The 14,046-nt window shown below is 64.1% G+C and carries 14 protein-coding genes; 9 read left to right on the top strand and 5 right to left on the bottom strand.

Going from position 1 to position 14,046, the window contains the following annotated elements:
• Nucleotides 1-46 precede the first annotated feature (46 nt).
• Both ABH939_RS26930 and ABH939_RS26925 read left to right on the top strand, forming a co-directional pair.
• Complete coding sequence (locus ABH939_RS26930) at nucleotides 47-1,138, top strand: S1C family serine protease (RefSeq protein WP_209448253.1); 1,092 nt, start codon at nucleotides 47-49, stop codon at nucleotides 1,136-1,138.
• A gap of 34 nt (nucleotides 1,139-1,172) precedes the next feature.
• Entirely contained in the window at nucleotides 1,173-2,033 is an 861-nt protein-coding gene (locus ABH939_RS26925; protein WP_209448252.1) for a RimK family alpha-L-glutamate ligase, read from the top strand.
• On the opposite strand, the gene ABH939_RS26920 is transcribed toward ABH939_RS26925, so the two are convergent.
• Genes ABH939_RS26920 through ABH939_RS26910 form a run of 3 tightly spaced genes read right to left on the bottom strand, consistent with a single transcriptional unit; the run spans nucleotide 2,019 to nucleotide 4,446 of the window.
• Nucleotides 2,019-2,990: an alpha/beta hydrolase gene (locus tag ABH939_RS26920; protein WP_050655618.1), complete on the bottom strand. Its 972-nt coding sequence runs from the start codon at nucleotides 2,988-2,990 to the stop codon at nucleotides 2,019-2,021. The two genes, ABH939_RS26925 and ABH939_RS26920, sit on opposite strands and share 15 nt — an antisense overlap.
• 19 nt (nucleotides 2,991-3,009) lie before the next feature.
• On the bottom strand, nucleotides 3,010-3,918 hold the full coding sequence (locus tag ABH939_RS26915) for a PIN domain-containing protein (protein ID WP_007731798.1): 909 nt from the start codon (nucleotides 3,916-3,918) through the stop codon (nucleotides 3,010-3,012).
• 54 nt (nucleotides 3,919-3,972) lie between these two features.
• Complete coding sequence (locus tag ABH939_RS26910) at nucleotides 3,973-4,446, bottom strand: GtrA family protein (protein WP_074447111.1); 474 nt, start codon at nucleotides 4,444-4,446, stop codon at nucleotides 3,973-3,975.
• A 63-nt stretch (nucleotides 4,447-4,509) separates the two neighbouring features.
• Here ABH939_RS26910 and ABH939_RS26905 point away from each other — a divergent pair, with 63 nt between their 5' ends.
• The 5 genes from ABH939_RS26905 to ABH939_RS26885 all read left to right on the top strand — a co-directional run bounded on the left by ABH939_RS26905 (nucleotide 4,510) and on the right by ABH939_RS26885 (nucleotide 10,059).
• Complete coding sequence (locus ABH939_RS26905) at nucleotides 4,510-5,943, top strand: FAD-binding oxidoreductase (protein ID WP_003943934.1); 1,434 nt, start codon at nucleotides 4,510-4,512, stop codon at nucleotides 5,941-5,943.
• Nucleotides 5,940-6,701, top strand: a complete 762-nt coding sequence (locus ABH939_RS26900) for a decaprenylphospho-beta-D-erythro-pentofuranosid-2-ulose 2-reductase (protein WP_007731800.1) — start codon at nucleotides 5,940-5,942, stop codon at nucleotides 6,699-6,701. The genes ABH939_RS26905 and ABH939_RS26900 overlap by 4 nt, the downstream gene beginning before the upstream one ends.
• A 90-nt stretch (nucleotides 6,702-6,791) precedes the next feature.
• Nucleotides 6,792-8,645, top strand: a complete 1,854-nt coding sequence (locus tag ABH939_RS26895; protein ID WP_075835100.1) for a galactan 5-O-arabinofuranosyltransferase — start codon at nucleotides 6,792-6,794, stop codon at nucleotides 8,643-8,645.
• Between the two features lie 73 nt (nucleotides 8,646-8,718).
• Entirely contained in the window at nucleotides 8,719-9,327 is a 609-nt protein-coding gene (locus ABH939_RS26890) for a TetR/AcrR family transcriptional regulator (RefSeq protein WP_003943927.1), read from the top strand.
• 99 nt (nucleotides 9,328-9,426) lie between these two features.
• The gene (locus tag ABH939_RS26885; RefSeq protein ID WP_202022615.1) at nucleotides 9,427-10,059 is read left to right on the top strand and encodes a hypothetical protein; all 633 of its coding nucleotides are present in this window, start codon (nucleotides 9,427-9,429) and stop codon (nucleotides 10,057-10,059) included.
• 21 nt (nucleotides 10,060-10,080) lie between these two features.
• Here the strand turns inward: ABH939_RS26885 and ABH939_RS26880 are convergent, their stop codons facing one another.
• Nucleotides 10,081-10,752: an MspA family porin gene (locus tag ABH939_RS26880; RefSeq protein ID WP_404650401.1), complete on the bottom strand. Its 672-nt coding sequence runs from the start codon at nucleotides 10,750-10,752 to the stop codon at nucleotides 10,081-10,083.
• Between the two features lie 334 nt (nucleotides 10,753-11,086).
• On the opposite strand from ABH939_RS26880, the gene ABH939_RS26875 reads away from it, so the two are divergent.
• Nucleotides 11,087-12,919, top strand: a complete 1,833-nt coding sequence (locus ABH939_RS26875; protein WP_404650400.1) for a glycosyl transferase — start codon at nucleotides 11,087-11,089, stop codon at nucleotides 12,917-12,919.
• Between the two features lie 9 nt (nucleotides 12,920-12,928).
• Here ABH939_RS26875 and map read toward each other — a convergent pair whose 3' ends face one another.
• On the bottom strand, nucleotides 12,929-13,693 hold the full coding sequence (gene map / locus ABH939_RS26870; protein WP_030535815.1) for a type I methionyl aminopeptidase: 765 nt from the start codon (nucleotides 13,691-13,693) through the stop codon (nucleotides 12,929-12,931).
• 49 nt (nucleotides 13,694-13,742) lie between these two features.
• Between map and ABH939_RS26865 the strand changes: the two genes are divergently transcribed.
• Nucleotides 13,743-14,012 (top strand): helix-turn-helix domain-containing protein, encoded by a 270-nt coding sequence (locus ABH939_RS26865; protein WP_003943854.1) that lies wholly within the window; start codon nucleotides 13,743-13,745, stop codon nucleotides 14,010-14,012.
• Nucleotides 14,013-14,046: the final 34 nt, after the last annotated feature.

Genomic DNA, 14,046 nt, shown 5'->3' with positions numbered 1-14,046 from the left:
ACCTTTCACGACTCGATGGCATGACACCGGCGGGACGGACGGCTGGATGACCAAACGTGCGAGCAGACGCGGCCTGTGGACGGCCGTCGTTCTCGCAGCCGGCCTCGGTGGTCTCGCGCTGGTCGCACCGCCCCTGACTCCGGGAACGATCGAGTCCGCACCGGTCACCGTCATCACGACTACCCCACCATCGCCGGTTGTTCCGCTCACCCCGGAGGAGCTCTCGGCCCGAGTGGTCCCCACCATCGTCACCATCACGGCGCCGGCCGGATTCACCACCACTGCTGGGACCGGGATCGTGCTCTCCCCTGACGGAGTGGTGCTCACGAATCACCACGTCATCAGCGGAGCTTCGGACGTCACTGCCGTCAGCATGTCCAACGGACTGATCTACGACGCCGAGATCCTCGGGTACGACAGCGTCAGCGACCTTGCCGTCCTTCGACTCGCGGGCGCTGACGATCTGCCGGTGGCTGTGGTCGGCAAATCAGCAGAAGCCGCTCGCGGGGACTCCGTCACCGCAATCGGAAATGCGGAAGGCGGCGGAGTACCCGTCCCTGCTCCCGGCGTCATCACCAACCTCGGTGTCACCGTCAACACCCGCAACGTGTCCGACGGATCGCGAAACCAGTTGAAGGGCCTCATCGAGGTGGACGCGGACATCCGGCCTGGCGATTCCGGTGGCCCCCTGGTCAACGCCATTGGCGAGCTGATCGGCGTCAGCAGCGCGGGCAACGCCGTCACCGACCGCACCGAAACCTCACCGGCGCCTCAGTCCTACGCGATACCGATCGACACCGCACTACCGATCGTCGAGCAGGTACTCGGTGGCCGCTCCTCCGAGACCGTGCGTGTGGGACCGACACCCGTACTCGGTGTCGCGGTGAAGGATCACGCGGACATGCCGGCCGGCGCCGAAGTTGTTGCCGTGAGCTTCGATTCGCCGGCCGAGCGGGTGGGGCTGACCAAAGGTGCGGTCATCACCGAGTTCGGTGGCAGCCGGATCGCGTCGTCCGCTGATCTCAACGCGGCGATGAGCTCGCGCCGCCCCGGCGACACCGTCGCGGTGACGTGGGTGGACGCAACCGGGCAACCCGGGACCGGTTCGCTGGTCCTCGACGAGGGGCCACCTCGCTAGTCGTACAGGGCGCCAGCCGTGAAAGCATCGTGGCATGACCACGGTTCTCCTGCTCACCTGTGACGGCGCCGCCCGCGAGGCGGATGTCGAAAGCAAACTCGTCATGGAAGCTCTCACCTCCTACGGCATCGCGTCGACGATGGCGCCGTGGTCGCGCCCGTCCCTCCTCGATATCGACGCCGACCTGGTTCTGATCCGGTCGACCTGGGACTACACCCAGCGCCTCGACGAATTTCTTGCCGTTCTCGATCAGCTGACCGCTCCGATCGCCAATCCACTCTCGATCGTGAAGTGGAACGCACACAAGGGATACCTGACCGAACTTGCCGCGGCCGGCGTCCCCATCGTCCCCACCGCTGTGATCGCTGCCGGAAAGCGCGAAACACTCACCCTCCCTTCGTTCGAGGGTGCCGACGTCATCGTCAAGCCTGCGGTGTCCGCCGGCGCTGTCGGAGTGGGAAAGTTTGCCGCCGGGTCCGCGCAGGCCCACGCTCACCTCAGCTCGATCCTCGAGAGTGGCAACGACGCGTTGGTCCAGCCATTCGTCTCGGACGTCGTCGACGGTGAGCGCTCGATCATCCACATCGGCGGACGCTACTCGCACGCTGTCCGGAAGATCCCGGCCGCCCACGACTTCCGCGTGCAGGAATTTCACGGCGGAACCAACCACCTCCACCAACCGTCCGCCCCCGAACTCGCGGTGGCCGACGCAGCACTGGCCGCGACCCCATGCGGCCCCGGCGAATTGCTTTATGCGCGTGTGGACGTCGTGGGCCCGGTGGGTCAACCACTGCTCATGGAAGTGGAATTGATCGAGCCAGAACTCTTTCTGCCATTCGCCCCTGGATCTGCCGACGCCCTCGCACGGGCAGTTGTCGCGTCACTGCGCACGTGACGCCTGGGGCGGGACCGCATCCAGCCTGGTGCGAATGAACCTGGCAACGTCACGTAGCGCTGCCCGGCTCTCCGGCAGGCCAGGCCAGACGGCGGGAAACGCGTGAACCTGGCCGTTCCAGATCTGCAGCGAGCACGGCACCCCCGCGGCGGCGAGCCGTTGCGCCATCACCTCCGAATCGACTCTGAGCACCTCGGATTCGGCGGCGATCAGCAACGACGGCGGCAGAGCGGCCAGATCGCCGTCGACGGGTGAGTTCGTCTGTCCGCCAAGCTTTCCGATCGCCATCAATGCCGACACCGGGGCGATCACGTCGCGTCGAGCGTTGGCGTGGACCGATTTGGTGGTGCAATCGAGATCGAGGAGAGGTGAGAGCCCGACAAGACCGGCCGGAACCTCGAGCCCCGCGGAAACAGCTGCAAGTGCCGTCGCGAAGACCAGAAAGCCTCCGGCCGAATCGCCAACGAAGACAACCTTTTCCGGCAAGGCTCCCTGTTCGAGGAGCCACCGGTATGCATCGAGACAGTCGTCGACCGACCCGCTGATGCTCGTGCTCGGCAACTGTCGATATGCGATGTGCAGGACCGGAAGGCCGGTTCGCTTGGCGATGCTTGCAACGACCGGCCGATGCGTGTTGAGCCCGCAGCACATGAACCCGCCGCCGTGCAGGTAGAGAACAACCCCGTCGCGCAGATCAGCCGTCGAGCCTGCCGTGCGCACGAGTTCACCGTCGAAACCTGGAAAGCGAATCGCTTCCCGATCGATCCCGGACGGAATGCGTACACCCGCGGCCGAGTCCAGCACTGCGGCGCGGCGCATGGCGCCAGGCGTCAGCGGCGCGATCCCGACCACGGGCCGAAGCATCCATCGACACGCGTTGTAGAGGACCTGCGATTCGATACTCGGCCTGCCGTATCGAGTTCCGGTCCTTCGACTGACTGTCGGCAACAGAGACATCTGTCCAGATTAGAAGCGATCAGGCACCGAAGAGGTCGACTTCGTCGAGATCGTCGACGATCGTGACCTTTCGTTTCCGCCCGCCGATGACCTTGCCCAGACCGCGCAGTCCACCGGACTGAGCTTTCGGGGCGGGTTCGATGCGCTGCGGCGCAACTCTCGTCCGCGCTGCGCGCTGAACAGGCTTGGGGGCGGGGGCTGCTGCAGGTGCCGCGGGTTCGGGAACCTCGGCTGGAACCACCGCTTCCGGCTCCACGAAGCCCTGAGCAACCGGGGCCTCGGGCGCGACCTCAGCGGCTTCCTCGACCTCCGCCACCTGCTCCACCTGCACCGGTCCGTCGATCACCGGGATGTCCGACGCCCAGCGGACCCGATACTCCAGACCGCGCGACGCCAGCTCACGCGCGAGATCGCCATGCCAGACCCCGTCCTCGCCGTCGCCGTATGCCCGTGCGTCCGAACTGACCCAGATCACGTCGACGCCCGGGTTGCGGTCGGCGAGATCGAGCACGGTCAGCCAGTTCAGCGTCGCCGGATATCCATCTCGCTTCTTCTTGTCGGTATAGGGCCGACGCAGCGAGATCGCCCTCTCGGCCACCTCGACATGCGACACGTCGACTGGATCGACCACTTCGACGCCGATCGCCACGAGGTCTTCGATCACGTCGTCGACGTAGCCGTCGGCCTTGTCGTGAGCAGCGTCGACGAACCTCGTAAGGTCGCGCCGCAACCCCAGTCGGTCGTACATGCGCGCCTGGACGCTCAGGGCCGCGATCATCTCCGCCGATTCCTCGCGGTAGCGACTCGCAACCTCGAGGACAACCAATCGCGGCACGACGACGCGGTGTCCGAGTGCGCGAGCGTCGGCGATGGCAGTGTCGAACCGTGCGCCCCTGGTCAGGGCCGAAGAATCGAGAACGATGATCATGGGCTCGATTCTCTCTCGAGAAACCGGACGAATGCGCTAATCCACCCCGAACCGTTACTTGATCTTGAAGATCACTGCCCGCTGAACGATGAAGTTGATGACCGTCGCGGTGCCCTGGGCGATGACGAAGGCCAGCGGTGTCCGCCACCAATGCTCGTCGAAGACATGGACCATCAGTTCGTTGAGTCCGACCTGAACCGCAAAAGTGACCGCGTACAGCGCGACTACAGCGATGAAGCGGGCGCGAGAAGGCTCGGCCTTGAACGTCCACCGACGATTGATGAGGTACGCCGTCGTGGTGCCCGCAACGAAGCTCAGCGATTTTGCGGCGACGCGCGGCAACCCCAACGCGAGGAGCAGCACATACAGCCCGTAGTCCACGACAGCCGACAGCCCACCCGTCGCGACGAACCGGACGATCTGCGTTTTCAGGTCCAACGCGTCGTCGGCGATGTCCGTCGTGACAGGAATCTCGACGGGCAGCGGGACGTGGGGTTCGTGCTGGTGACTTGCAGGTGTTTCGGGCACGACGACGAGAGTAACCACTCGAGTCGGAGCCGTCGGCACTACTCCCAGGTAACCTCTACCTTGATGTCCACGACAGCAGAAGAGACGCCGCAGCCGGCTCTCCACACCCAAGCCCGCACCCTCACCGGTTGGGGACGCACCGCCGCCACCACTGCACAGGTGCTGTCCACCCCCGACGTGGAAGTGATCGCGAACGCGGTCGCCCAGGTTGCGGAACAGAACGATTCCAAGCCCTCGCATCTGCGACGCGGCGTCATCGCGCGCGGCCTCGGCCGCTCGTACGGTGACCCAGCGCAGAACGCCGGCGGCCTGGTCATCGACATGAATGCACTCAGCCGCATTCACCGCATCGATCGCGACACCGCTCTGGTGGACGTCGACGCCGGCGTGAATCTGGATCAGCTGATGAAGGCTGCTCTGCCGTTCGGCCTGTGGGTTCCGGTCCTGCCGGGTACTCGTCAGGTCACGATCGGCGGCGCCATCGGCTCGGATATCCACGGCAAGAACCACCACAGCGCGGGCAGCTTCGGCAACCACGTCGTGTCGTTGGATCTGCTGACGGCCGACGGCAAGGTTCGCACGCTCACCCCCAAGGGCGGGCGCAACGACCCGAAGGCCGCACTGTTCTGGGCCACGATCGGCGGCATGGGCCTGACGGGCATCATCTTGCGGGCAACCATCAAGATGACACCGACGGAGACGGCGTACTTCATCGCCGACGGCGACGTCACCAACAGCCTCGACGAGACCATCGCGCTGCACAGCGACGGCAGTGAGGCCAACTACGAGTATTCGAGCGCGTGGTTCGACGCGATTTCCGCGCCCCCGAAGCTCGGCCGGGCGGCAGTCTCGCGCGGGTCATTGGCGAAGCTCGACCAGCTTCCGGCCAAGCTGCAGAAGAACCCGCTCGCCTTCGACGCACCGCAGTTGCTGACGTTCCCCGACGTCTTCCCGAACGGGCTGGCCAACAAGTTCAACTTCACCGCGATCGGTGAGGTCTGGTTCCGCAAGTCCGGCAAGTATCGCGGCAAGGTCCAGAATCTGACGCAGTTCTACCACCCGCTCGACATGTTCGGTGAGTGGAACCGCGCGTACGGATCCAACGGATTCCTGCAGTACCAGTTCGTGGTTCCGCCGGAGGCCGTCGACGAGTTCAAGAAGATCATCGTCGACATCCAGCGCAGCGGGCACTACTCGTTCCTCAACGTGTTCAAGCTCTTCGGCGAAGGCAATCAGGCGCCGCTGAGCTTCCCGATCCCGGGCTGGAACATCTGCGTCGACTTCCGCATCAAGCCGGGCCTGAACGAGTTCGTCACCGAACTCGACAAGCGTGTCCTCGAATTCGGCGGACGCCTGTACACGGCCAAGGACTCGCGGACGTCCGCGGAAACCTTCCACGCCATGTACCCGCGCATCGACGAGTGGATCGCGACGCGCCGCAAGTACGACCCCACAGGCGTTTTCGCCTCCGATATGTCCAGAAGGCTGGAACTGTGATCAACGCTGTAGGTAACCCGCAAACCGTTTTGCTTCTCGGTGGAACCTCCGAGATCGGCCTCGCCATCTGTGAGGAGTACCTGAAGAAGGCGCCGCTCCGCGTCGTTCTGGCGGCACTCCCTGGCGATCCGGGACGCGAAGCTGCGGTCAAGCAGCTCGAAGCGAAGGGTGCCACCTCGGTGGAGCTCATCGACTTCGACGCCGTTGATTTCGAATCGCACCCGAAGGTGATCGACCAGGCGTTCTCGAACGGTGACGTCGACGTCGCCATCGTCGCCTTCGCACTGGACGGTGACTCCGAAGAGCTGTGGCAGAACCAGCGCAAGGCCGTTCTGGTGGCAAACGTCAACTACACCGCTTCCGTCTCGGTCGGTGTTCTTCTCGGCGAGAAGATGAAGGCTCAGGGCTTCGGCAAGATCATCGCGATGTCGTCGGTTGCCGGCGAGCGCGTCAAGCGTGCCAACTTCGTCTACGGATCCACCAAGGCGGGCCTCGACGGTTTCTACCTCGGACTCGGCGAGGCTCTCGCGGAATTCGGACCGCAGGTCACCGTCGTTCGCCCCGGCATGGTGCGCACGCAGTTCAGTGCCCACGTCAAGGAAGCTCCGCTGACGGTCAACAAGGACATCGTCGCGAAGCTCGCTGTTGCCGCCTCGGACAAGGGCAAGGAAATCGTCTGGACTCCCGGCCCGTGGCGCTTCGTCATGATGGGTCTTCGCCACGTGCCGCGCCCGATCTTCCGGAAGTTGCCGGTTTAAGCTCCTCCCGTGCCAGAAACAACAACTGCTCCGAGTACAGACCTTTCGACCCCGTCGCCGTGGCGTAATGCCGCGGCGACGGTGGTGGAAATGGCCCTCGGAGCGCTGGTCGCCGCTGTTGTAGCCGCTGTCGGGCTCTTTGCTTTCGGCCGAGTGCAGTGGCCGGCGTTCACCTCTTCCAATGTCACGCAGGCAGTCACGACGGTGCTGCAGGTGCTCTGCATCGCAGTGGTCGGTGTTGCGGTTCTGATGTTCCGCGCCCGCAAGGCCGAGCGGGTCGCAAAACTCCTCTCGTGGGCCGGGCTCTCCGGCTTCGTCACCACGACGCTCGGACTTCCCCTGGCCGCGACGAGTCTGTATCTGCACGGCGTCTCGGTCGATCAGCAGTTCCGGACCGAGTACCTGACCCGGCTGACGGATTCTGCTGCGCTGCAGGACATGACGTACGTGGATCTGCCGCCGTTCTACCCGGCCGGCTGGTTCTGGATCGGTGGACGCGTCGCGAACCTGCTGGGAATGGACGGCTGGGAAGCCTTCAAGCCTTATGCGATCGGCTCGTTGGCTGTCGTCGCCGTCGTTGCACTCGTGTTGTGGACCAAGCTGATTCGACGCGATTGGGCCGTCGTCGCGGCATTGGCCGTCACTGCCGTCGTGTTGGCGTACAACTCCCCCGAGGCGTACGGCGCCGTCATCAACCTCCTGATCCCGCCGGTGCTGATCCTCGCGTGGGGTGCATTGGACCGGCCGGGGGCATCTCGATTTGCCGGAGCCGGCGCAATACTCGGGACGGGCCTGTTCCTCGGTTTCGCCGCAACGGTCTACACGCTCTATCTCGGATTCGCCGCGTTCGCAGTGACTCTGATGGCAGTGGTGGCCGCAGTACTTGCCGCACGCGCCCAGAACACGTGGAAAGCCGCACTGGGCCCCCTCGTCAGGCTCGCCGTGATCGCGGTGATCTCCGGCCTGGTGGCTCTGACCGTCTGGACGCCCTACCTGCTGAAGGCACTCTCCGGTGCCACCGCAGAGTCCGGCACCGCAATGCACTACCTCCCCGATTCCGGTGCGGTACTGCCCTTCCCGATGCTGAGCTTCACCCTCGTCGGTGGACTGTGCCTACTCGGCACGATCTGGCTGATTTCGCGGTTCCTGTTCTCCCGCCGCGCCCGAGCACTCGGTATCGGTGTCATTGCCGTGTACCTGTGGGCATTGCTGTCCATGACGTTCACCGTCGCCGGCAGTACGCTCCTCGGTTTCCGACTGGAGCCGGTCCTGATCGGACTCCTTGCAGCCGCCGGTGTGTTCGGTTTCTTCGAGTTCGCCGGTTGGATCGTGCTGGCCACCAGCGAAAATCCTCGCGTCAAAGCGGTACTGGTTGCACTCGGTGTCATCGGAGCCATCGCCTTCGCGCAGAACATCCCGCAGGTGCTGGCGCCGGATATCGCTGTGGCATACAGCGATACCGACGGCAACGGCGAGCGCGGGGACAAGCGACCCCCGGGTGCCGAAGCCAATTACGCCGACATCGACCGGATCATTCGCGAGCAGTTGGGACGCGAACCCCATGACACGGTGGTCCTCACTGCCGACATCGGCTTCCTGAGCTTCTACCCGTACTTCGGCTTTCAAGGACTGACGTCGCACTACGCGAACCCGCTCGCCGATTTCCGTGCGCGCGCTGCGCTGATCGAGCAGTGGTCGGAGCTGAAGACGCCTGACGAACTGATAGCTGCGCTGGACTCGGCGCCGTGGCGCAGCCCCGACGCCTTCGTCTTCCGCCAGGGCGCCGACGGGTACACGCTGCGGTTGGCAGAGGACGTCTACCCCAACGACCCGAACGTCCGCCGCTACACGGTCACGTTCCCCAAGGAACTGTTCGACGATCCTCGTTTCACCGTGACCGAGCAGGGGCCGTTTGTGGTCGTTACCCGCTCTGACGCAATCTAACCAGGAGATACGTCACAAAAGGCTTACCGTCGGGGTCGTTGACGCGACCCCGACGCACCCCTAACTTCATACCGTGCCCCGAACCGATGCCCGAGCGGCGATGATCGATGCAGCCGAGCGTCTGGTTGCCGAGCGAGGTCTGGCCGCTCTGACTCTTCGTGATGTTCAGACCGAAGCCGGGCAGGCCAACAAATCGGCTGCGCAGTATCACTTCGGGTCACGTGAAGGTTTGCTGGCGGCCGTCGTCGAGTCCAGAATGCGACCTGCCGGTGAGCGTCGTCGTGAGTTGCTCGACACGATCGATCTCGACGCGAATCCACCGACGATGCGTGCCCTCGTCGAGGCTCTCGTCCTGCCGTTGGCGGAACAGACCATCTACCGCGAGGGCACGTTGTACGCGCGGTTCCTGGTGCAGTCGATCTTCGACCCGGCGATGTCGTCGACTATCCGTGACCACATGCAGGCCGAGAGTTTCCGCGAAGTTCAGCGGCGGATAGTCGCTGCGTCCTCGTTACCGGCAGAGATCGCCGAACTTCGGGCGGGAACTCTGACCGTGCTCACCGTCGTCACTTTTGCCACGTGGGAAGGCCGCGTCGACAGCCGCGAACGTGCTCACGTGATTGTTGCCGACCTGATCGAAAGTTGCCTCGGAGCACTCTCGGCCCCGGCTGCGCAAATCTGACACGCTGTCCGGCGAGTTTGTTTCCGAAACTGCCGGGGTACTCAGCCCCTCCAAGCGCAGTCGAGCAAACGGCCGCATCAACCACCGGCGGGGTAGGTGATGACAGTGAGCGAACTCGTTGCGCAAAGCCGCGAGCTTGTACCGCATCGTGCAGTTCTCGATTCCGCAGAGCATGTTCTGGTCATTGCGCGCGGCAAACCGTTCGGGCGCGAACAGGCTTTCCATGAAGTGTTGAGCGTCGCGATTCGCAATCGCATCGAAGTACTCACTCTGGCAAGGGCTCTCATCGACGTGTCCGAGTCCCGCGACTACCGCGCGATCCCGACCGACACCGCGCACACTGTTGCGGTGCTCGAATGGGGCGAGCTACTCGAGATCCCCACCGAACACCACGAGAAATCCAGGGCCGAGTCATCCGAGGACGTCGATGAATCGAGTGAACCCGACGATCCGATCGAACCCGAGTATCTGGTCGAGACCGACGTGGGCGGACGGGTCGTCTTCGTCGCCCTCGCGTTCACGATCGGCGGGATAGTCGGATTCTTCGCGCACGACTGGGCACTTCTGCTTCTGATCACCGCCGTGTACCTCGTGTGGATCGCGGCACGGTTGGTCGCGAAACTCGTCAGTGTTTCCCGTAGTGCCCACTGGGCAGACGCTTCGCCGATTCGTGGCGCCGATTCGACCACAAGGAACGCGGAAAACTCCCACCATCACGCTGTTGCAGCGTGACGGCGGGAGCATCCGCTTTCGCTAAAGCCTCTGCGGTACACCGTAAGTGACGACGGTATCGCCATTCGACGTGACAGCCTTCGCGTACGGCCTGATGGTCACCGGACCGATGGCTCCCTGTACGTAACCGTGAATGCCGGACAGACGGACAGCGGCCTCGGGACCGTCGAATGTCTGATCCTCGAGCAGCGCGACGTCGGTGATTCCGCCGGGCGCCAGATCGACGTCAAGTTCCTGCGAAGGAATGATGTCCCCGCCGAGAATGACGTGATTCGTGAAGTCCACGCCCAGTGCCGGGTCTGGGATGAGTCCGATGCCGATGTCGGTGCCACTGTCGATCGCCCAGTCGAGACCGGGACTGTTGAGAACGACCGTCGCGCCGGTCAGCGCGATCGGGTAACCGATCTGATAGCCGATCGTCAGCTTCGTTCCGGTGAAACTTGCTGCATCCGGGCCGTCGATCTTCACGCCGGCAACCCCGTCGTGGAAGAACTCGACACTCAGCGGTGAGCTGTCGAGAGGTGGAAAGACGTGGATAGCGGTATCAGCCTGATAGACCTCTATCCGATTTCCTTTGACGTCGGTTATCGAACTGGTGTTGTCGACGCCTGCCGACGCCGTCCCACCCCCCAGGACAACGGCCAACAGGGCCACTGCCCCCACTGCGCTACTGCGAACTGCTGTCTTCGACATGCACAAGCACCATCCCATCCGGTATAGGCCCCGGACGTAGGTTCCAACTCTTCGTCGAGGATGGGATTCGTCGGGGCTGCCTGAACAAACGCGAGCAAGATCCTTGTTGCGATACCCCGGTCACGAACCCGTCAAACGGTGCACGAAAACATTACTTTCCGGACAAGTCGGGCGGACCGGTTTGTCCCGCTGACTGCGCCCGCTCGCGGACGCGAACCGTTTTGTTCGTTACTCTGACAGTGGAAGTTATCGAATCGAGACCTAAGTAGGCCACCCCGAACTTCTGAGATCGCCACTTCAGGGATGGGCGCCAGAACCGAAAGGCACCGACTGCATGACCGAGACCTTGCCCGACGTCCAACTGCTCGAAGAAGCACGTCCAGGGCGAGTCCGTTCAGCAGTGCGGCGCTCGGTCGTCCAGCGCGGTCGTCTGGTCGACCTCGCGATCATGGCGACGTTCACCGTCGCGGCGATCTACGTGATGTCCAACCTGTGGAGCGATCTGCAGTCCGGCTATCTGTTCAACGCGGGCCGCGACCAGGCCATGTGGGAATGGTTCTTCGCCGATACCGCTCACGCCCTCGCCCAGTTCCGCAGCCCACTGTTCAGTGACCTGCAGAATTACCCACTCGGCGTGAACCTGATGGCCAATACCGCGATGTTCGGCATCAGCATCCCGTTGGCCCCGATCACGCTGATCTTCGGACCGACCGCCACGTATGCGATCGGGCTGACCGCCGGCCTCGGCGGCACCGCCATCGCTTGGTACTGGGCATTCTCGCGGCACGTACTGACCGGAGTCTCCGTCCGCTCCAAGGTCGCCGCCGCCGTCGGAGCGGGGTTCTGCGGATTCGCGCCCGCCATGATCTCGCATGCCAACGGCCACCCGAACTTCGTCGCGTTCTTCGTACTTCCGTTCATATTCTTGCAGGTAGTGCGCATTTCGAACGGCAAGCGTCCGGTTCGCGACGGTGTCGTCCTCGGCCTACTCGTCGCCTGGCAGATCTTCCTCGGCGAAGAACCGCTCCTCATCTTCACGATGTCAGCCATGGTGTTCGGCGCCGCCTATGCACTGCCCGGCCTGGCCAAGTCGCGCCAGGCGATCAAGCGCGCGATGCCCGGCCTCGTGATCGGCGGCGCGGTCACACTCCTGATCACTGCGGTGCCGCTGTGGTCGCAGTTCTTCGGCCCAGCGAGCTACGACGGCGTCTCACACGGTCAGGCAGGCAACGACACCGCTGCACTCACCACGTTCCCGACCGAATCGGTTGCGGGCGACCCCGAGGGCGCGGAGTTCCGAATGAACCCGACCGAGGAGAACGCGTACTTCGGATGGCCGCTGGTGCTCCTGCTTCTCGGTGCAACGGTGTGGCTGTGGCGCATCCGCCTGACCCGCGCGGCTGCCGCCGTGATCGTGGTCATGGGTGTGCTCTCACTCGGTTCCGAACTGACCATCGACGGTGACAAGACCGGCATCACTCTGCCGTGGAAACTCCTCGCCGACCTGCCGTTGTTCGAATCGGTGCTCGAATCCCGATTCGCGATGGGCGCGATTCCGGCGATCGGGCTGCTGCTCACCCTCGGCACCTACCGCGCTTTTGTCGAACTTCGTGGACCGCGCCGCACGGCAGCCGGTGTCTGGCTGGTGGCTCTCGCCGTCGCGATGATTCCCCTGATCCCGACCCCCATCGACGCCGATCAGCGATCTGCGACGCCCGAATTCATCACCAGCGGCTCGTGGGAGAACTACGTCAGCGACGGCACCCTGGTGACGGTTCCCGTCGCGAGCGCCGAAGACGCCCGCGCACTGAGCTGGCAGGTCGACGCCGACTTCGGCTTCCCCATCGCCGGCGGGTACTTCGTCGGCCCGGATTCGAAGACCCGCGCCGGAATCTACGGCGCCGAGTCCCGGCCCACCTCGACCCTGCTGGTCAATGCCAAACAAACCGGCAAGGTCCCGTTGATCGACGTGGGCACCAGAGCGAACGCACTGACCGACCTGCGGTACTGGCACGCCGACGTACTGGTGCTTCCCCCATTCTCCGGCGACGACGCCCTGCGCCACACGGTCGACGAGCTGGTCGGCTTCGACGCCAAGCGCGTCGACGACGTGTGGGTGTGGGACGTACGAGACCTCGTGAGCGGCAAGACCTCCAACCAGAGCTGAGCGGGTTGATCAGCGGGTCATGATCACCGGACCGTCTTCGGTGATCGCGACCGTGTGCTCACTGTGCGCAGCCCGGGCGCCCGAAACGGTGCGAAGGGTCCACCCGTCGGCGTCGTGCCGGTAGTCGTCGGTTCCGTCGGCGATGAGCATCGGTTCGATGGCGATGACCAGGCCGGGACGCAGCCGGAAGCCTTTGCCTGCTCGACCTTCGTTGGGCACGTCCGGGCCTTCGTGCATCTCGCGGCCGATGCCGTGCCCACCGTGATCGGCCAGCATGCCGTACCCGCGGCCACGCGCGTACTGTCCGATCGCGGCACCGATGTCGCCCAATCGGTTTCCGGGCTGGGCAGCGGCAATGCCACGGGCAAGTGCCTCATCGGTCGCGTCGATCAGTGCCTGATCCTCACTACTCCCCCGCCCGACAGTGAAGCTGATGGCGGAGTCGCCGCACCAGCCGTCGAGTCTCGCGCCGCAGTCGATGCTGACCAGGTCACCGTCGCGAAGCCGGTACTCATTCGGGATACCGTGCACCACAGCATCGTTCACACTCGCACAGATGGCGCCTGGGAACGGCGTCGATGCCGTTGCCGGCCGGTAGTTCAAGAACAGCGCCGAGGCGCCGGCCGCCGAAATAACCTCCGCGGCAACGGCGTCCAATTCGAGCAACGTCACCCCGACGCTGGCCGCCTCACGCGCCGCAGCCAGAGCCTGCGCCGTGATTCTCCCAGCCGCCGCCATCGCGTCGATTTCCCCTGCGGTCTTGATTTCGACCATTTCGAACACCTTCCTTGTCGAATAACTATACCGGTATTACTATAAGCACATGGTGCGCGTGCCGCTGACGGCGGAAGAACTCGAACGAGGACTACGACTGGGTGAACTCCTGCGATCGGCGCGGGGGGACCGAAGCATGGTTCAGGTAGCGCTCGACGCCGGCATCTCCGTCGAAACGCTGCGCAAGATCGAAACCGGCCGCATCGCGACACCCGCCTTCTTCACCATCAGCGCGGTCGCGGAAGTGTTGGGTATTTCACTCGACACCATCGCCCGAACACTTGAAACACCACAATCCGAACAGGAAGTTGCATCCTGAGTAGTTCTCTCAGGATGTGCGGGCCCGCACTCGC

Source organism: Rhodococcus sp. 27YEA6 (genome assembly GCF_044908235.1).
Classification (GTDB): Bacteria; Actinomycetota; Actinomycetes; order Mycobacteriales; family Mycobacteriaceae; genus Rhodococcus_F; species Rhodococcus_F qingshengii.
This window is presented reverse-complemented; position numbering and strand designations above follow the sequence as displayed.